The organism is Aeromonas sp. FDAARGOS 1414 (assembly GCF_019047065.1).
Classification (GTDB): domain Bacteria; phylum Pseudomonadota; class Gammaproteobacteria; order Enterobacterales; family Aeromonadaceae; genus Aeromonas; species Aeromonas veronii_A.
Genome location: NZ_CP077210.1, coordinates 4220001 through 4238382, shown reverse-complemented (window position 1 = coordinate 4238382; position 18382 = coordinate 4220001). Strand labels below are relative to the sequence as shown.

Below are 18382 nucleotides of genomic sequence, written 5' to 3'. Positions count from 1 at the left end.
TGATACGCCTGTTTTTCACCATGATAGCGATGTTCACACAGCGGTGTCTGTGACTGAAAACGTTATCTGACTCAACTGGTTATAGCACCCCTGCCGAAGCAAAACGGTAGTTGAGCGAGAGCCAGTAGGAACGGCCCGGCTCGGGGATGCGGCCGCTCTGCTCATAGCCCAACCCCGCCTGACTGGCGTGCACCGACTTGGAGAGGTGCTCGTAGTAGAAGGTGTCGAACAGGTTGTCCACCCCGGCCGAAAGCTGCCACCCTTTGGCAAACTGCCAGGCGCCGCTCAGGTTCATGGTGAAGAAGCCCGGAGTCTCCCCCTGATCCTGACCCGCGACCGTGCCGGAACCGACGTCCACCCGATCCTGCGCCGCCACCGCGCGCCCCAGCAAGGTAAAGCTCAGCGCCTCGTCCGGCTGCCAGCCCAATGCCAGCTTGCCATCAAGCGGCGGCATCTGGGCCAGCGGCTTGTTGTCGCTCTGATTTTCGCCGTAGACCACCGCCAAACCACCATCGAGACGCCACTGCTCGGCAAACTGCCAGCGCCCCTCCAGCTCGCCACCCCGGGTCTGGGCATCGATATTGCGCACCTTGTTCGACTTGCTGTTGTAGAGCAGGTAGTCCTTGATATCGGCGCTAAAGAGGGAGAGGGTCAGGTCCAGCTCGCGGCTGCGCAAAGCCAACCCCGCATCCCACTGGCGACTGCGCTCCGGGTTGAGGGTGAACGGGGTGCTGTCCTTGCTGCGCTCCCAGTAGTCCGGCGCCCGCTCTGCCTGCCCCCACGCCAGATAGCTGGACCAGCGTTGCGACCACTGGTACTCGTAGCGGCCAAACCCGCTGTTCAGGGTCAGGGTATCGCGGTAGAGGGTCTGTTCACCGGCGCCATAGCGGGTGGTCTCTACCCTATCCTGACGGTAACCGCCCTTGTAGCTGTGAGCCCCCTGCTGACGACCCAGTTCGGCGAAGCCGCCCTGCTGCTCGAAACGCAGGGTGCGCTGGCGATCCTTGGTGGCATAGTCGACCCCACTCCGACTGCGGTGCTGATCCCGGTTGCTGTCGAGCCCGGCGGTCAGCAGCCAGTCTGCTGGCAAGGCGATGTCGTTGGCCCAGCGACCGCCGGTGTTGCGGCGATCCGGGTTGGAGAGCATCTTCATGCCACTGTTTTGCCGCAGGCTGAAGTTGTCCATGATGTGGTCTATATAGTTGTCCCACAGGGTCAGCTCGCTGCGCTGCCAGTGAGTGGTGATCTGCTCCTGCTTGAGCTTCAGCCCGAAGGATTCGCGATCAAACATGGGGCCATCCATGGTGCGGTCCGCATAGGCGGCGCGGGCGTTGCTGCGCTCGGCGGTGAGTTCCAGCCAGGTGTGCTCCCCCGGCGTCCAGCCCAGCTGGGCGGTGCCGTTCTCGCGGCGATAGAAGGAGCGCACCTTGTTGCCATGGCCATCGCGGTAATCGTCGCTATCGGAGTGGGTGAACTGACCGCGCAGATAGCCGTCGGTCGAGCCTGCCGTCATGTCGACCATCTGATCATCGCGGCCGAAGCTGCCAAAGAGGGCAGAGGCATCGGCCTTGAGGCCCGGTGCGGTGAACTCGGGTCTGTCCCGCTCGAACAGCACGGTTCCCGCCAGCGTAGCCCCTTGCTCGAGGGATTGCGGCCCCTTCAGCACCCGGATCCGGTCAAAGGATTGGGGGAACACATAGGCGGTGGGCGGGTCCATCCGGCCACCACACCCACCGGCCAGCATGCCGCCATCCATCTGCACGTTGAGGCGGGACATCCCCATCCCCCGCAGTACAGGGTCGCCACCGAGCCCCCCTTTGCGCACCATGCTCATGCCGGTGACATTCTTCAGATAACCGGCGCCGTCGGCAGCGGGCATGGGGGAACCGGGCTTCTTGGGATCCAGCGTCACTTCAAGTGTGCTGGCGGGGCGGGTTGCCACCACCACCATGGGATCCAGCTGTTGAACCGATTCCTGACCGGCAGCGCCGTGACAGGCGAGCCCGCCCACCAGCAGGGCAAGAGGTGTGCGCATATGACAAGCCATACATTTTCCTTATGTATTTGTTTATTTTGTTATTTTCATTCAACCGACCAAACCTTTCAGCAAGGGAAAGGTTTGCCATCAGGCCGCAAAAAAGGCCTGCGGCGCGAAAGCGGCAAGCCTCTGTCAGGTGAAGCGAAGGCAAGTTGGCAAAATGTTGCGCAGGTTTTACCCAAGTTGGCTCAGAAAGGCAAACGGGCAAACATTCCAGTAACAGGAATCTGGCGTTGGCTCACAAAAAATGGGGATTAGCTGAAGGCTTCCCGCTCATCGATGGGAGAGATGAGGTGATAGACCTCATGGGCGGATAGCGTGCAGCCAACAGGCCACTCCAGCTGGTGGTGACGGTTGATGAAGACCCGGGCGCAGTGACGCTCGCTCTCCAGCTTTGCAAACAGCGGCTGGGTTCGCCAGGGGGTCAGATCCAGCACACCCGTGGTGCCATCCGATAACACCAGAAACAGGCGCCATCCCCGCACATACTCGACATCGATAAAGACCGGCATCCCTTCGGCTCCGATTGAGATAATTCGCGGCAATTATAAACACCAGCGCTCCATCCATACACGCTGTGGCTCACATTTTACCCAGCAGATTATGCTGTGCTCATTAGTGGCGCGACATCACATTTTTAGATGATAAATGTGTTAATGCCGACTTTTAACAAACTTGAATGCAACCTTAACCAATTCGATCTGTCATAACCTCACAACAACTAAAAAAACGTCTGTGGACAGACGTTTACAGTCTCATTCAGGAACAAACATGACAGATCTAAAACAGCGACTCGGCCCGTTCTGGCCCTTCGCCGTCTTCTGCGCGCTCGCGCTTTTTTCTCTCTCTTTCAGCCGAATCGCCCTCGGTCTCTGGCAACTGGAACGGGTGGATGCCGTGGCCGGTTGGCAGGAGATGCTGCTGCAAGGGATCCGGGTCGACTTTGCGACCCTCTGCTGGGTCTGGGGTGTCCCCGCCATGCTCACTCTGCTGCTGGCAGGCCCCCATGCCATCGGCCGGGGCTGGCTGCAACTGATGCGCGTCTGGCTGACCGTCGGACTCTGGCTGATGCTGTTCCTCGAGATCTCCACCCCCTCGTTTGTCACCGAATATGGCGTGCGTCCCAACCGTCTCTATGTGGAGTACCTCATCTATCCGAAAGAGGTGTTCGCCATGCTGTGGGCGGGGCGCAAAGCCGAGCTGCTGCTGGCGTTACTCTTCAGTGGCGCCGTGCTGACCGGCGGTTGGTGGCTGAGCGGCCGTCTGGTGCATGGCCTCAGCTTCCCCCGCTGGTATCTGCGTCCGGCCTTCGCACTGCTCATTCTGGCCATAGGTTTTCTCGGTGCCCGCTCCAGTCTCGGCCACCGCGCCCTGAACCCGGCCATGGTCGCCTTTGCCGAGGATCCGCTGGTCAACTCGCTCACCGTCAACTCCGCCTACTCCCTCTTCTTTGCCATCAAGCAGATGGGCGCCGAGGAGGATGCCGGCCAGTTTTACGGCGAGATGACGGAGCAGAAGGTGCTCGAAGTCATGCGCAAGGAGAGTGGCCGTCCGGCCAGTGATTTCAACTCCGAGCTGCTGCCCAGCCAGACCTTCAACCAGGCGAGCTTCCAGGGTAAACCGAAGAATCTGGTGATCCTGCTGCAGGAGAGTCTGGGTGCCCAGTTTGTCGGCTCCCTCGGTGGCCTGCCGCTCACCCCCAACATCGATGCCCTGTCGCAGCAGGGCTGGGCCTTCGAGCAGCTCTACGCCACCGGCACCCGCTCGGTGCGTGGTATCGAGGCAGTACTGACCGGCTTCACGCCAACCCCGGCACAGTCGGTGGTCAAACTCGGCAAGAGCCAGACCAACTTCTTCACCATCGCGGATCTGCTCAAACAGCGGGGTTACGACACCAGCTTTATTTATGGCGGCGAGAGTCACTTCGACAACATGCGCAGCTTCTTCCTCGGCAATGGCTTCACCACCATCGTCGAGCAGAAGGATTTCGACAATCCGGTGTTCAAAGGGTCATGGGGGGCCTCCGACGAGGATCTGATGGCCAAGGCCGACGAGACCTTCAAGGCGTTGCACAAGGAGGGTAAACCCTTCTTCAGTCTGGTGTTCAGCTCCAGCAATCACGATCCGTTTGAATTCCCGGACAACCGCATCGAACTCTTCGAGCAGCCCAAGCAGACCCGCAACAACGCGGCCAAGTATGCGGATTACGCCATCGGCGAGTTCTTCAAGAGGGCGAAACAGTCCGAATACTGGAAGGACACCCTGTTCCTGGTCATCGCCGATCACGACAGCCGGGTCGGTGGCGCCAGTCTGGTGCCCATTCCCCGCTTCCATATCCCCGGCGTCATTGTGGGTGACGGCATTGCACCGAGGAAGGATCCGCGAATCGTCAGCCAGATCGACATGGCGCCGACCCTGCTCTCCCTGATGGGGATCAGTGCCGACTACCCCATGCTCGGCAAGGATCTGACCCGCATGCCCGCCGACTGGCCGGGGCGCGCCATCATGCAGTACGACAAGAACTTCGCCCTGATGCGCGGCAAGGATGTGGTGATCCTGCAACCGGAACGGGCAGCAGAGGGCTATGTCTACGACAATGCCAGCGAGAAGCTGACTCTGGCGGCGCAGCCGGACGCCTTGAAGGAGGATGCTCTCGGTCTTGCCCTGTGGGGCAGCATGGCCTATCAGAAGAGCCTCTATCAGACGGCCAAGGATGAACGCACCGCCGCCAATTGAGCCGCTCGTGCTGCTTCAACCCATAGCAGAATAGAAAAAACCGCCAGCTGGCGGTTTTTTCCATCTATCCATACCGTCGGCCCACAGGCCGTTATGGCTGGGGAAAGCAGGGCAGGGAGCGGCTGAACTTGTGCTCGAATACCAGCGAGGTTTCGAGGTGCACCACCTCTTCGCGGGAGGTGAAGTGATCGAAGACGAAGTTGCGCAGGTGCTCGGTATCGGAGACACAGAGGTGCACCAGAAAATCATCCTTGCCCCCCATGTGGAACAGGCTGATCACTTCGGGCAGCGCCAGAATGGCATCGCGGAAAGCATCGATGATCTGGCGGCTGTGGCGGGCCAGCTGCAGGGAGACCATGGCCTGAATGTGACCACCTAGGGCCTGATAATCCACTTCGCAGTGTGCGCCCTTGAGCACACCATCCTGCTGCAACTTGCGCACCCGCTCCAGACAGGTGGAGGGGGCAACGCCCACCAGCGCGGCCAGATCCTTGTTGGTCATGCCCGCATCCCGAAACAGATGGGCCAGGATATCCAAATCCAGTTGATCCAGGTTTCTCATCTTAACTCCTTGAACCGCTCAATTTTTTAGACTCTGCCCGTAAACCGGGGCAAACACAACGGCCATTGACATCCCTCCGGCCCCGCCTATCCTTGGCGCCATTCACCGACCGCAGACCTGCGGCCACTACGCGAGGATCCGCCATGCACCCGTTTCACCCCTTCTGGAGCCTTGAGGTTCCCCGTGTCGATGGCCAGTTACTGCTGACTCCCTGCCCCGGCACCCAGCAGGTGCCGCTGACCCTGGCGCTCGATCAACTGCGGTTGGCCGGTGCCCACGGGGTGGTGACCCTGATGACGAGCGCCGAGCTGACCCGACTCGAACTGGCGCCGCTCGGCCAGCAGGTCGAGCACGAAGGGATGCGCTGGTTCCATCTGCCCATCGAGGATGATCTGGCCCCCGACACCGCCTTCGAGGCCGCCTGGCAACAGGCACTGCCGCAGCTGCGCGAGCTGCTGGGGGATGGCAAGCATCTGGTCATCCATTGCAAAGGGGGCAGCGGTCGTACCGGGCTGGTCGCCGCCGCGCTACTGATGACCCTCGGCCAGCCGCAGCAAGAAGCGATGGCCGCCATCAAGGCCCACAGACCCAAGGCATTCGCGTTAGCCTGCCACCGCCAATGGCTCGACCAGCTGGCCGAGCGGCTGGAGCAGGGCGACTGACTACTTGCCCCCCTGGTCGTAGGTGAAGACCTTGCCGATATCCTCCACCCGATAACTGGTGAGCTGATAGACGTAGTAGTTGAGCCAGTTGGCAAACAGCAGATGACCATGGCTGCGCCAGCTGGCGCGCGGCGTCCGGCTCGGATCGTTATTCGGGTAGTAGTTGACCGGAATGGCCGGGTCGAGCCCCGCCGCTAGATCACGCTGATACTCCCCATCCAGTGTCAAAGCATCGTACTCCGGATGGCCAGTGACAAACACCTGACGACAATCCTTGGTCGCAGCCAGATAAACCCCCGCCTCTTCTGACTCTGCAAAGATCTGCAAGTCGGTCTGGGCACGGATCAGATCGCCATCAAACGCCGCATAACGGGAGTGGGGGGCGACAAACTCGTCGTCGAAACCGCGCAGCAGCGGCTCATGCTCGTCGAGGCGGTGGTGGCGATAAACCCCGGAGAGCTTCTCGCCGTGGGTCTGCTTCTCCATGCCATACAAGGCTTTAAGCGCCGCCTGCACCGCCCAGCAGAGAAACAGAGTGGAGGTCACGTGCTGATGGGACCACTCGATGATCTCGACAATGCGCGGCCAGTAGACCACCTCCTCGAACTCCACCAGCCCAAGCGGCGCCCCGGTGATGATCATGCCGTCGTAGTTGTTGCCACGCACCTGCTCGAAGTCGTGATAGAAGTTCTCGAGATGGGCCTGCGGCGTGTTCTTTGACTCCCTGTCATCAATGCGCAGCAGATCCACATCCACCTGCAGCGGCGAGTTGGAGAGCATCCGCATCAGCTGGATCTCGGTCTCAATCTTCTTGGGCATCAAATTGAGGATCAGTACCCGCAGCGGGCGGATGTTCTGGGTGACGGCCCGGGATTCCGTCATCACGAAGATGTTCTCCTGCCCCAACACTTCGGCTGCGGGCAACTGATCCGGGATCTTGATCGGCATGCTTACTCCCTGTACTGCATCGGTAAATATGTCTGGACATCCAGAAGCCTATAATAAAGCTCCCACCCTGTCATCAGATACCTTTTGTATTCACTCTCGCCTTTGACTAGCATACGGCTCAGTATCTCCCCTGCATCCAAGATAATGACCGGTATCAAGATTTCCGTAGATCGACTGCAAGTCGGCAACTATGTCTCCCTGCCACTGGGGTGGCGCGAACACCCCTTCCTGTTTTCCAGCTTCAAGATCAAGAATGAAGAGGAGATCGAGCTCATTCGCCGACTCGGTCTGAAACTGGTCACCATCATTCCCGACAAGAGCGACGTTCCGCCCAAGCCCCTCAATCAGGTACAGCCTCAACCACAAGAGAGCGCAGACGCCGCCCAGCGCCAGGCTCAGATGCAGCAGGAGAAGGACCGCCGCATCGAGCAGTTGCAGCAGTATCGTCGCAACCTGCAGCAGTGCGAGAAACAGTTTCAGCAGTCGCTGGCCCAGGTGCGCAGCGTGATGAGCAAGCTCCAGTCCCGCCCCCTCAATGCCATCGGCGAGGCGCAGGAGCTGGTCAACGCCATGACAGAACAGCTGCTCTCGGTGGACGAGATGGTGCTCCATCTGGTCTCCGACAGCGAGGATGGCAACAACCTCTACTTCCACTCCCTCAACGTCAGCGTACTCAGCATGCTGCTGGCCAAGGAGTGCAACATGTCGGCCGACCAGATCCGCCATATCGGTATGGGGGCGCTGTTCCACGACATCGGCAAACTGAAGATCCCGAGCCAGATCCTGCGCAAGACCGAGCCGCTCACCAGGCCGGAGCAGAACCTGATGGCCCAGCACCCGCGCTACGGGCTGGATCTGCTCAATCTGGCCAAGGATTTCCCGTCGGAAGCGAAGGGGATAGTGCTGCACCACCACGAATATCTCGATGGCAGCGGGCCGGAAGGGCTCAAGGGTGGCCAGCTCGATCAGCTCACCCAGATGGTGTCTCTGATCAACGAGTACGATAACCTCTGCCACATGCAGGCCAAGGTGCCTTACTCGGCCCTGAGCGGCCTCTACAAGCAGCGCAAGGCCCAGTTCAATCCGGAGTACCTCAGCATGCTGATCCGGTTGATGGGGATCTATCCCCCCGGCAGCGTGGTGCAACTCTCCAACGGTCAGGTGGGGCTGGTAATGTCGGTCAACGCTTCCCGCCTGCTCTACCCCTCGGTGCTGGTCTACGATCCGCGCATTCCCCGTCAGGAAGCCGCCATCATCGACCTGCAGCAAGCCGAACTGTCGATCGCCAAGGTGATCCACCCCAAACGGCTGCCGCCCGCCGTGTTCGAGTATCTCAATCCGCGTACCCGGATCAGCTACTACTTCGAGCACAACAAAGCCTGATTGTGTTGGCCAGAGGCCAACCGTTGTCACCCGTTTCACCCAAGGAGCCCGCCATGCGTATCGAGATCATCAGTACCGGAGACGAAATAGTAACGGGTCTGGTGGTGGATACCAACGCGGCCTGGCTCAGCGCTCTGCTGCTGGAGCAGGGCTGGCAGGTGCGCCGTCGCCTGACGGTGGGGGACAACCTCGCCGACCTGAAAACGGTGCTGCAAGAGAGTGCCAGCCGCGCAGAGGTGGTGCTGGTGTGTGGCGGGCTCGGGCCCACCGCCGACGACCTCACCGCTCAGGCGGCAGCCGAGGCCTTTGACCAGCAGCTCACCCTCTTCCCCGACTGGCTCGCTACCATCGAAGCGCGCTACGCCAGCCGTGGCCGCCCCATGGCACAAAGCAATGCCAAACAGGCCTGGTTGCCACAGGGGTGCGAGATCCTCGACAACCCGGTCGGCACCGCCTGCGGCTTTGTGGTGCGAAGTGGCCAGAGCCAGCTCTTCTTCACCCCGGGCGTGCCGTTCGAGTTCAAGCAGATGGTGCGCGAGCAAATTCTGCCGCGCCTCAAACAGCTGGCCGGGGCACAGATCGATACCGAGCTGCGTCGCTTTTACACCTTCGGCGTCTCGGAGTCGGCCCTCAGCGATATGCTGGATGGCGCCCCTTGGCCGATGGGTATCGAGCTGGGTTACCGATCCTCCATGCCCCTTATCGAGCTGAAACTGATCGGCCACGGCGCCAGTGCCGCTGATATGGAGAGTGCCGAGCGCCGACTGCTGGATACGGTCCGCCCCTGGCTGGTTGGCTGCGGAGATACGGAACCGGCGCAGCAGATCCTCGCGCTGCTGCAAGGCAGGCCGCTGTCTCTGCTGGAGGGAGAGAGTGGCGGCGCCCTGCTGGCGCTTTGTCACGGCCATCCCCGGCTGGAGGCCAACTTCAGTACACAACTGGCCGATGAGCTGGCGCAGCTACCGACGACCGATGCGGGCCTGCAACTGACCATAGGGCGAGAGGGGCCAGAGGGAGTGCCACTGCTGCTCAGCGCCGATGGCATGCACATCGGTCAGACAGTCAAGGTCAGCCACCCCGACCCGGAGAGCCGCCGCAAGATCCTCGCCTTTGCCGCCCTCGACATGCTGCGCCGCCACCTGTTGGACGAGCCGGTACTCGGCAAGTACCTCACGCTGGACAGAACGACACAACGCGGCGGTTAACCACAATCCCTCACCCGGCCAGTGCAGGCCATGCCGCTGGCTGATATATCCGGTCACTCTCCGGCATCCCTCTTGGCGTCATCACCGAACAGAACGCCATTTATACGACCACGATTTATCCGTCTCTTGTCACCGATCCGACCTCAATTCATTGACCATTCAGAAGAAATATCTGAATACTGCCCACTCTCAGGGTTGGCGACTCGCTTTATTCATCACAGAGAGATTAAATGACAGTAGAGGGGAAAACCGAGCCCCCCTCTCCCCACCAGGCAAGGAGATGCGGTGTTAAGCAAAGAGTGGCTGCTGCTATCAAGCGATATGGAACTGGTCTGCCTGCGGATTGCCGCCGGTCTCACCAAACCTGTCACGGAACAGGATGTGCAGGCTCTGCTGCTCGCTTCCAACTGTCGCCGCTATCAGCCGCTGCCCGAGGGGATCAAACAGGCCATCAGCCTGCTCAATACCCTGTTGAGCAATCCCGTAGCCCCCGCGCCTACCAGCCCCATACCGATTGGCAAGCGCCAGGATGCCAGACTTGCCATGATGGTGGAGAAAGATCGAATGAGTGCCATCGCCCAGATCACCGCAGACTGGGGTGGCAAGTACATCACGCTGGAACAACTGCAAGAGGCAATCGGCCAGAGCGAGATCAAACTGGGGGTGAGTGACGCCCTGCTCACCGCCGCCATCCAGTCCGCCAAGGAGGCATCCCCCGGCACCCTGCTCAAGCTGGTCATCGCTCGTGGTCAACCTGCACAAAATGGTGAGGACACCCGTTACGAGCGGCTGGTGGAGACTCCGGCCGAACGGATCCTCAAACCACAGGAACTGGATCATGGCAAAGTCGACCTGCGGGATCTCGGCTCCATCGTCACCGTCAAAGCCGGGGCGCCTTTGATGCGACGTCATCCGGCCACCCAGGGAGTGCCCGGCTTTACCGTGACAGGCCAGGAGCTGCCCGCCAAGAATGGCAAGGACAGCCCGATGAGCGCTGGCGAGGGCACCTTTATCTCCCCCGACGATCCCGATCTGTTGATCGCCGGTCGGGCAGGCCTGCCCTGTCAGGAGAAAGCGGGCATGAAGGTGGATGAAGTGCTCACCGTCAAACAGGTAGATGTTCGCCACGGCCACATTACCTTTGAAGGGGGATTAATCGTCAATGGCGACGTCAATCCAGGCATGAAGGTGCGGGTCAGCGGCGATATCGTCATCGGTGGATTTATTGAAGGGGGCGTGATCGAGGCCGGCGGCAGCATCACGGTTCGCCACGGCATCATAGGACGCCGCAACGAGCAAGGGGAGTACCTCTGTCAGCTCAATGCGCAGGGGGAGATCCACGCCAGCTACGCCCAGTATGCGCAACTTGAAGCCGGGGGCGACATCCAGATCCAGAGTCAGCTCAGCCACTGTTATAGCCGCAGCGGGCAGGATATCAAGGTGGGTGACAGCAGCATGCGCAAAGGCACCCTGCTGGGTGGCACCAGCATAGCCAACCGTCTCATCATGGCCCCCAGCCTGGGGGCCGAGGCCGCCAACCATACCCGGTTGCAGATCCTCGGTGGCTATTTCACCCACAAGGAGCAGGAGACCCAGCTGAAGGTTCGTCAGCAGGAGTGCCAAGCTCAACTCGACAAGATCAAGGCGCTGGTGATGAGGCTGCTGCAACTGCCCGGCGATAAACGCAATCCGGATACCCTGCGCAAACTCAAACCAATCCGGGATCACCAGTTGGCAGAGCTGACCCTCATCCACGAACAGATCACGACAAACCATGAAGAGATGCAGAGCTTGATGGCACAAATGGAGGTGATCGCCACCCAGCATCTGTTCTCCGGCATCGAGGTCGAGATGGCCTGCTTCAAACGCAAAGTCACCATCACCCGAGGCCCTACCCGCCTGACTATTCACGACGAGCAGCTGGAGATGACCCCTTACGAGGGGCACAGCTAGGTGAACCATCCGCATCGACCGTGATCCCGCCGTCGATTTTCGCTACACTCGCCACTTCCTTGGCCCCACCGGGCGGGCCAGCCAGACTCAGGTAGTGAGAGATGTACAAGCTGATCGCATTGGATATGGATGGCACCCTGCTCAACCCGCAGGGCCAGATTACTCCCCGCACCCACGCCGCCATCAGTGCCGCGCGCGCCAAAGGGGTAACCGTAGTGCTGGCCTCCGGCCGCCCGCTGGAAGGGATGAGCCGCTATCTGGAAGAGCTCGGCCTCACCACAGAGCATGACTACGTCATCTGCTACAACGGCGCCCTGGTGCAGCAGGTGGCCGATCAGCGCATCATCCGCAGCCAACTGCTGACCGGCAGTGACGCCAGCGCCGTCGCCAAACTGGCTGATGAGCTGGAAGTGAACGTCCATGGTTTCTCGGTCACCCGCGGCCTGATCAGTCCCCGTGTCAGCACCTACACCGAGCACGAATCTCGCCTTATCGGCATGCCGATCAATCTGATCGACTTCGCCACCTTGCCTGCCGACGAGCAGATCATGAAGGTGATGATGATCGACGAGCCGCCCCAGCTCTCCCGCGCCATCGAGCGACTGCCTGCAGAGCTCTATGAGCACTATACCGTGGTACAGAGCGCCCCCTTCTTCCTCGAGTTCATGAACAAACAGAGCAACAAGGGAACCGGCGTGGCCGCGCTGGCCGAGCACCTTGGCCTGACCGCCGCTCAGGTGATCTGCGTCGGGGATGCGGGCAACGATCGCCACATGATCGAATACGCAGGCCTCGGTGTGGCGATGGGCAATGCCACCGACGAGATCAAGGCGCTCGCCCAGCACACCACTGCCCGCAACGATGAAGATGGTGTGGCTCAGGTGATCGAGCAGTTCGTACTGAACGCCTGATCGCAATCGAGCGCTGCTGCGTCCGATAAGGAAATAAAAACGGGGAGGCTGTCAGCCTCCCCGTTTTTTCTGGTCAGTTATCTGCGTGATGAGCGGTAATTCGTGCGCATCACTGGTTCGCCAGACACTGGGTATGGGAGCCCGGTTGCAGGTAAGGCGTCAGCAGGGGAGCCATCCCCTTGAGCACCTGTACCGGCAGCGCCGAGGTGAAACGGAACTTATCAGACTGGCTACCCGGTACATAGGCGGTCAGGGTACCGAAGTGATCCTCACCCAGATAGAAAACGAAGGTCGCGGTGCGGTTGCGCGCCAGCGAGCTGGTCACGTTGCCATAACGACCCACAGTTTCGATGCGGTTATCCCCAGTCCCGGTCTTGCCCCCCATCTGCAGCACAGTGCCATCCGGCAGGGTAAAGGCACCAGCTATACGTCTTGCCGTGCCCCCTTCAACGACCTTGGAGAGCGCACTGCGCAGGGCGGCCGCCACCTCTGCTGGCATCACCCGGGTTCCCTCGGTGTGCTGCGGCTCAAACTCGGTCTCGAAGGGCGTTCCCTTGGCAAACGAGAGGTGCTCGATACGCAAGGTTGGCGAGCGGATACCGCCATTCTGGATAATCCCCATCAGCTCGGCCAGTGCTGCCGGGCGGTCGCCGGAGCTACCCAACGCGGTCGCCAGCGAAGGCACCAGATGGTCGAACGGATAACCGAGCTTGGCCCAGCGCTGATGGATATCGAGGAAGGCTTCAACCTCCAGCATGGTGCGGATCCGGCTATCACGGGCACTGCGATGGCGAGTTTTGAACAGCCAGCTGTAGACCTCTTGCCGCTCGTCACGACTGGCTGCCACCGCATCGGCAAAGGTGGCCTTGTCGAACTCCTTGAGATAGGCCAGCAACCACAGCTCCAGCGGGTGAACCCGGGCGATGTAGCCCTGATCCGGTAGTGAATACTTGCCCGGGCCATAGCTGACGTAGAGCTGATTAATCCGCTTGGCACTCAGCCTTTCTCGCGGCAACCGCTCCGCCAGGAAGGCAGCAAATGCGGCTTCGCTGGCTTCCGGCATCAGGTAGCGGTGAACCGCCGCCAGACGTACCGCACTCGGCTTTAGACCGTCGAGGAAGGTATCGAGTTGCTCCTCGGGAGTCTTGCCGCGATATTTGCGCCAGAAGCGCAGCAGATAGGTCTGGCCCTCTTTGTCGGCAAATTTGGCCAGATACTCCTGACGACGGGGATCCTTGTCGTCCTTCAGCAACTGGGCACGGTTGCCCTCCTTGTAGAGGCTGTAGCGCACGATATCGCGCATCAGCCGTACAAAGGGCAAGTTAATCGACTCACGCAAAGAGTCACGCAACGTCGGAATGCGATTGTTATCCTCGCGGCGGAAGTTGTTGAAGGTGTGCATGCCGCCACCGGTAAAGAACCCTTCGTTGGGGCTGGCGGAGTATTTGCGATCCAGCGCCGCTTCCAGCATCACAGGCAGGCTCTTGTCCTGAGCCGTCATCAGATAGGAGATGGCCCAACGGCTGAGGTTGTCCTGAGAGACGGCAGCCAGCTTGCGCAGATTCTCGACCGGCATCCCGGCATAGTTGTCGTGCAGCTCGGCCACGATCTCCAGATAGGTAGTCAGTACCCGCAACTTGGCGGTTGAGCCCAACTCCAGCTTGGAGCCTTCGTTGATATCGAACGGCTGATCGGTGTTGTCGGTCTGTACCCGCACCTTGAACCCATCCGGCGACTTCTCGAACAGGGTGAAGCTGTAGCGCACATCGCCGGTCTTCTCCGGCGAGAGCAGGCGCTCACCAAACAGCCCTACCTGAGCGGCAAACGTCGGGTCGGCCAGCTGTTGCAGATAACGGGAGATTTCGTTCTGCAACGGCATGTTGAGGCTGGTATCGGCGGTCAGATCCATCCGGTCGAGGTCATAGAGCTGTACTCCGAGCTGACGGCTCAGGCGAGTACGGGCAACCTGCAACCCCTTGTTGTTGTTCACCCGGGTGATAGCCGGGGACTGCAGGAAGTCACGAAACGTAATCTTGGCCTTGAGCGCCGCCTCCATCAGAGGTGGCGTGATCATTCCCTCCTGCACAAACAGGCGCAGGTAGCTGTCGGTCAGGGTAGCCAATGCCTCTCGCCCTTGAGCCAGATAGTAAGAGGGACGGCGGTGCGCAATCATCAGCGAGACGACCTGACGCAGGGCAAGCCCCTGTTCGGCCAGCGGTGTGTTCTGGTTGCGGGCGGGGTCCAGAAGACGGTTCACGTCATCAACATTGGCACCAAACCAGACCCAGAGACCATCTCCCAGACCATGCACTTCACCATATCCCGGCGCAGCCGAGAGCGGTACCGAGTTGAGGTAGGCCCAGGCGACCAGTTTGCGCGCTTCGAGGGTTTCCGGCCCGAGACGATAAGCCCGCACGCTGGCAGAGGCCATCTGACGGATCTTCTCGGTCGGCGACAGGGTCAGGCCATCCGGCGAGTGGCGATACTTCTCCACCTGGGTCGCCAGGGTACTGCCACCGGCAGATTGATCCTGCATATCGAGCGCCTTGCCCACTTGAGAGAGCGCGGCCTTGGCAAAACGGGGCCAGTCGACCGCCGGGTTGGCCAACGGCTCTTCGTTGCTCAGCAAGTCGCGGTTCTCGATAAAGAGCAGCGACTGGATGACAAGAGGCGGAATGGAGTCAAAATCCGGATAGTGATGGGTCGGATACTTGAATTGATAGAAAGGTTCTGCGCGGCAATCGTGCAACGTCAGGCCAGCCTGCACCTTCTCGGTATAGGGCACGAAGAAGCCACGACTGGCGTAGTCATAGAGCGCGTCGGAGAAATGCACCTGCTTGCTGACTTCATAGCCCCGCTGAAGCAAACGCTCCTGCATCATCGGCAGTTGCACATAGCCGAGCCGCTTGTCGAACGGGCCATCCTCAGGGAAAGCGATCTGCTTGCTCTGGCCTGGCTCGACCTGATAGGTGAGCTTGGCGGCATAGCGGGAGATCTCCTGAGATTGCAGCTTCGAGGTTTTCATCTCATAGCCAACCAGAGCGATCACCGCCCCCAGGCACAATAAAAAGAGAAAACAGAACAGCCAACGCCACCAGGGACGACGCTTGCGCTTTGGGTTCCCGTCCGAGGTCTGGACAGATGAATCTTGAGATGCCACTTGTGTCAAATCCGTCTGTTCTGATGCGCCCATATCAGCCCCACCATGGTTGCGCAATTTATTGTGTTTCACTCAAGCTTAGTCTTTTCAAGTCAATGGCTTGAAACTATTGACCGCTTTGTAGTGATGGTAACAGGGCAATTCTAAAAAGGGGAGCCGATTGTTGCAGGAGTGGCAGAGATCAGAGCTGATAACAAAACACCGGCCAGTGGCCGGTGTCTCTTAAGCGAAAGCGCAACGCTTATTTGTGAGAGCTCATGCCCTTCAGTTTGGTGCTCAGCTCTTTACGCTCTTTGGAAAGCTCGGCGTTCTTGATGATGTGGTCATCCACGCGCTCTTCATAGTCGGCACGCATGTTGGCGATGATCGCCTGCACATCATCAATACTCATGCCCGGCTTGATGTAGTCGCTCAGGTTGTCGAGCAGCAGCACGCGCTTCTGGTTGTCACGGATCTTTTTCTCGTTATCCGCAATTTCACGCTTGAGTTTGTTCTGGCGACGGGACATACGCACATATTCCAGTACATCGCTGAAGGTGGACTTGTTTACTTGTTCCATATCGATACCACTGACTTAAGGTTGATAAAAACTGGCCAAGTTACACCTGGAACCCGGCAAACTCGGCGCGGGACAGGCAAACTCAAGATGCCCTTACTCTACCGAGTTATAAGCGAGATACAACCCTAATCGCGCGCCATGAACAGAGTTTGGCCAAAAGTAAACCAGTTAAAATAGCCAGTAATCCATCAGATAAGGGCTTGATATAGATAGAAAATGGAGGAAATGACAGGATTTTTAGTTCTCTTCCTGCAGATAAATGCTAATACTGGCTGTTTAACACGCTAAAAACACCAACGCGCGGTCGTGAGACTGGGCTTTGTGTTGGTTCTGGTGTGCAAACTAGTGGGACTTATGGGCAAAAACCGCCCATAGCAAAAAGGCCTTCCCATCAGGGAAGGCCTTCAAATTAGTGGCGGAGCGGACGGGACTCGAACCCGCGACCCCCGGCGTGACAGGCCGGTATTCTAACCGACTGAACTACCGCTCCGCATTCGGTTAGCTTGCGCTAAATCATTTGCCGCTTCTTATGAGGTGTCATCCTCGCAGCCAGTGACGTGATTCTTCACATCACCGTTTAATTGGGTGCCTGGCAGTGTCCTACTCTCGCATGGCGAATGCCACACTACCATCGGCGCTACCGCGTTTCACTTCTGAGTTCGGCATGGGATCAGGTGGTTCCACGGCGCTATGGCCGCCAGGCAAATTCTTCAATCTTGGAAAGCTGATGTGAATAACAACTTGGCTAGTTTGCTTTGTCATTACCACTGAATTTGAGTAGTTCGTTCATTCGCTACAAGCCTTAGAACACTTCTTGGGTGTTGTATGGTTAAGCCTCACGGGTAATTAGTACGGGTTAGCTCAATGCATCGCTGCACTTACACACCCCGCCTATCAACGTTGTGGTCTCCAACGGCCCTTTAGGACCCTCAAGGGGTCAGGGATGACTCATCTCAGGGCTCGCTTCCCGCTTAGATGCTTTCAGCGGTTATCGATTCCGAACTTAGCTACCGGGCAGTGCCACTGGCGTGACAACCCGAACACCAGAGGTTCGTTCACTCCGGTCCTCTCGTACTAGGAGCAACTCCCTTCAATCATCCAACGCCCACGGCAGATAGGGACCGAACTGTCTCACGACGTTCTGAACCCAGCTCGCGTACCACTTTAAATGGCGAACAGCCATACCCTTGGGACCGACTTCAGCCCCAGGATGTGATGAGCCGACATCGAGGTGCCAAACACCGCCGTCGATATGAACTCTTGGGCGGTATCAGCCTGTTATCCCCGGAGTACCTTTTATCCGTTGAGCGATGGCCCTTCCATTCAGAACCACCGGATCACTATGACCTACTTTCGTACCTGCTCGACCTGTCCGTCTCGCAGTTAAGCTGGCTTATGCCATTGCACTAACCTCCTGATGTCCGACCAGGATTAGCCAACCTTCGTGCTCCTCCGTTACTCTTTGGGAGGAGACCGCCCCAGTCAAACTACCCACCAGGCACTGTCCGCGAGCCCGATTCAGGGCCCTGCGTTAGAACATCAAACATACAAGGGTGGTATTTCAAGGACGGCTCCAGCGCAACTGGCGTCACGCCTTCAAAGCCTCCCACCTATCCTACACATGTAGGTTCAATGTTCAGTGCCAAGCTGTAGTAAAGGTTCACGGGGTCTTTCCGTCTAGCCGCGGGTACACCGCATCTTCACGGCGAATTCGATTTCACTGAGTCTCGGGTGGAGACAGCATGGCCATGGTTACACCATTCGTGCAGGTCGGAACTTACCCGACAAGGAATTTCGCTACCTTAGGACCGTTATAGTTACGGCCGCCGTTTACCGGGGCTTCGATCAAGAGCTTCGCTTGCGCTAACCCCATCAATTAACCTTCCGGCACCGGGCAGGTGTCACACCCTATACGTCCACTTTCGTGTTTGCAGAGTGCTGTGTTTTTGATAAACAGTCCCAGCCATCTGGTCACTGCGACTCCCGACAGCTCCATCCGCAAGGGACTTCACCATCAAGAGCGAACCTTCTCCCGAAGTTACGGTTCTATTTTGCCTAGTTCCTTCACCCGAGTTCTCTCAAGCGCCTTGGTATTCTCTACCCGACCACCTGTGTCGGTTTGGGGTACGATGACTTGTAATCTGAAGCTTAGAGGCTTTTCCTGGAAGCAGGGCATCAATGGCTTCCACACCGTAGTGTGTTCGTCTCGTGTCTCAGTGTTGTGTCTCCGGATTTGCCTAGAAACACCACCTACGCACTTTCACC

At 59.0% G+C, this 18382-nt stretch carries 13 protein-coding genes, 1 tRNA gene and 2 rRNA genes (1 of these 16 running past the window's edge); 7 read left to right on the top strand and 9 right to left on the bottom strand.

All coding sequences use genetic code 11. The features are described 5' to 3' along the window. Nucleotides 1–79: 79 nt before the first annotated feature. Nucleotides 80–2047, bottom strand: a complete 1968-nt coding sequence (locus I6L44_RS19230; RefSeq protein WP_216952809.1) for a TonB-dependent copper receptor — start codon at nt 2045–2047, stop codon at nt 80–82. Here I6L44_RS19230 and I6L44_RS19225 point away from each other — a divergent pair. Then, nucleotides 2036–2296, top strand: a complete 261-nt coding sequence (locus tag I6L44_RS19225) for a hypothetical protein (protein ID WP_141108901.1) — start codon at nt 2036–2038, stop codon at nt 2294–2296. The two genes, I6L44_RS19230 and I6L44_RS19225, sit on opposite strands and share 12 nt — an antisense overlap. Here the strand turns inward: I6L44_RS19225 and I6L44_RS19220 are convergent. After that, complete coding sequence (locus I6L44_RS19220) at nt 2293–2550, bottom strand: DUF2442 domain-containing protein (RefSeq protein ID WP_005335997.1); 258 nt, start codon at nt 2548–2550, stop codon at nt 2293–2295. The genes I6L44_RS19225 and I6L44_RS19220 overlap by 4 nt on opposite strands. 259 nt (nt 2551–2809) lie before the next feature. Here I6L44_RS19220 and I6L44_RS19215 point away from each other — a divergent pair, with 259 nt between their 5' ends. Next, nucleotides 2810–4774, top strand: coding sequence for an LTA synthase family protein (locus tag I6L44_RS19215; RefSeq protein WP_216952808.1), 1965 nt, complete (start codon nt 2810–2812; stop codon nt 4772–4774). Between the two features lie 91 nt (nt 4775–4865). Here I6L44_RS19215 and I6L44_RS19210 read toward each other — a convergent pair whose 3' ends face one another. After that, nucleotides 4866–5336 (bottom strand): Lrp/AsnC family transcriptional regulator, encoded by a 471-nt coding sequence (locus tag I6L44_RS19210; protein ID WP_005336001.1) that lies wholly within the window; start codon nt 5334–5336, stop codon nt 4866–4868. A 143-nt stretch (nt 5337–5479) separates the two neighbouring features. On the opposite strand from I6L44_RS19210, the gene I6L44_RS19205 reads away from it, so the two are divergent. Continuing rightward, nucleotides 5480–5998 (top strand): cyclin-dependent kinase inhibitor 3 family protein, encoded by a 519-nt coding sequence (locus tag I6L44_RS19205; RefSeq protein WP_216952807.1) that lies wholly within the window; start codon nt 5480–5482, stop codon nt 5996–5998. Here I6L44_RS19205 and metA read toward each other — a convergent pair whose 3' ends face one another. Further along, a complete protein-coding gene (gene metA, locus I6L44_RS19200; protein ID WP_042053667.1) occupies nt 5999–6946 on the bottom strand; it encodes a homoserine O-succinyltransferase in 948 nt (315 codons plus the stop codon). Nucleotides 6947–7090: 144 nt separating this feature from the next. Between metA and I6L44_RS19195 the strand changes: the two genes are divergently transcribed. The 4 genes from I6L44_RS19195 (at nt 7091) to yidA (ending at nt 12398) form a co-directional block, all read left to right on the top strand. Beyond that, the gene (locus tag I6L44_RS19195; protein WP_201937853.1) at nt 7091–8329 is read left to right on the top strand and encodes a DUF3391 domain-containing protein; all 1239 of its coding nucleotides are present in this window, start codon (nt 7091–7093) and stop codon (nt 8327–8329) included. A gap of 53 nt (nt 8330–8382) precedes the next feature. Beyond that, nucleotides 8383–9534 (top strand): CinA family nicotinamide mononucleotide deamidase-related protein, encoded by a 1152-nt coding sequence (locus I6L44_RS19190; RefSeq protein ID WP_216952806.1) that lies wholly within the window; start codon nt 8383–8385, stop codon nt 9532–9534. A 285-nt stretch (nt 9535–9819) separates the two neighbouring features. Continuing rightward, entirely contained in the window at nt 9820–11487 is a 1668-nt protein-coding gene (locus I6L44_RS19185; RefSeq protein WP_216952805.1) for a DUF342 domain-containing protein, read from the top strand. A gap of 101 nt (nt 11488–11588) precedes the next feature. Beyond that, nucleotides 11589–12398 (top strand): sugar-phosphatase, encoded by an 810-nt coding sequence (yidA, locus tag I6L44_RS19180; RefSeq protein WP_216952804.1) that lies wholly within the window; start codon nt 11589–11591, stop codon nt 12396–12398. Nucleotides 12399–12507: 109 nt separating this feature from the next. On the opposite strand, the gene I6L44_RS19175 is transcribed toward yidA, so the two are convergent. The 5 genes from I6L44_RS19175 to I6L44_RS19155 all read right to left on the bottom strand — a co-directional run. Continuing rightward, nucleotides 12508–15591, bottom strand: coding sequence for a transglycosylase domain-containing protein (locus tag I6L44_RS19175; RefSeq protein WP_216952803.1), 3084 nt, complete (start codon nt 15589–15591; stop codon nt 12508–12510). Nucleotides 15592–15799: 208 nt separating this feature from the next. Then, nucleotides 15800–16117, bottom strand: coding sequence for a PTS system regulator TmaR (gene tmaR, locus I6L44_RS19170; RefSeq protein ID WP_005336024.1), 318 nt, complete (start codon nt 16115–16117; stop codon nt 15800–15802). 413 nt (nt 16118–16530) lie between these two features. Beyond that, a tRNA-Asp gene (locus tag I6L44_RS19165) sits at nt 16531–16607 on the bottom strand. Nucleotides 16608–16704: 97 nt separating this feature from the next. After that, a 5S ribosomal RNA gene (gene rrf / locus I6L44_RS19160) occupies nt 16705–16819 on the bottom strand. A 123-nt stretch (nt 16820–16942) separates the two neighbouring features. Further along, a 23S ribosomal RNA gene (locus I6L44_RS19155) occupies nt 16943–18382 on the bottom strand; it runs 1451 nt beyond the window's last position.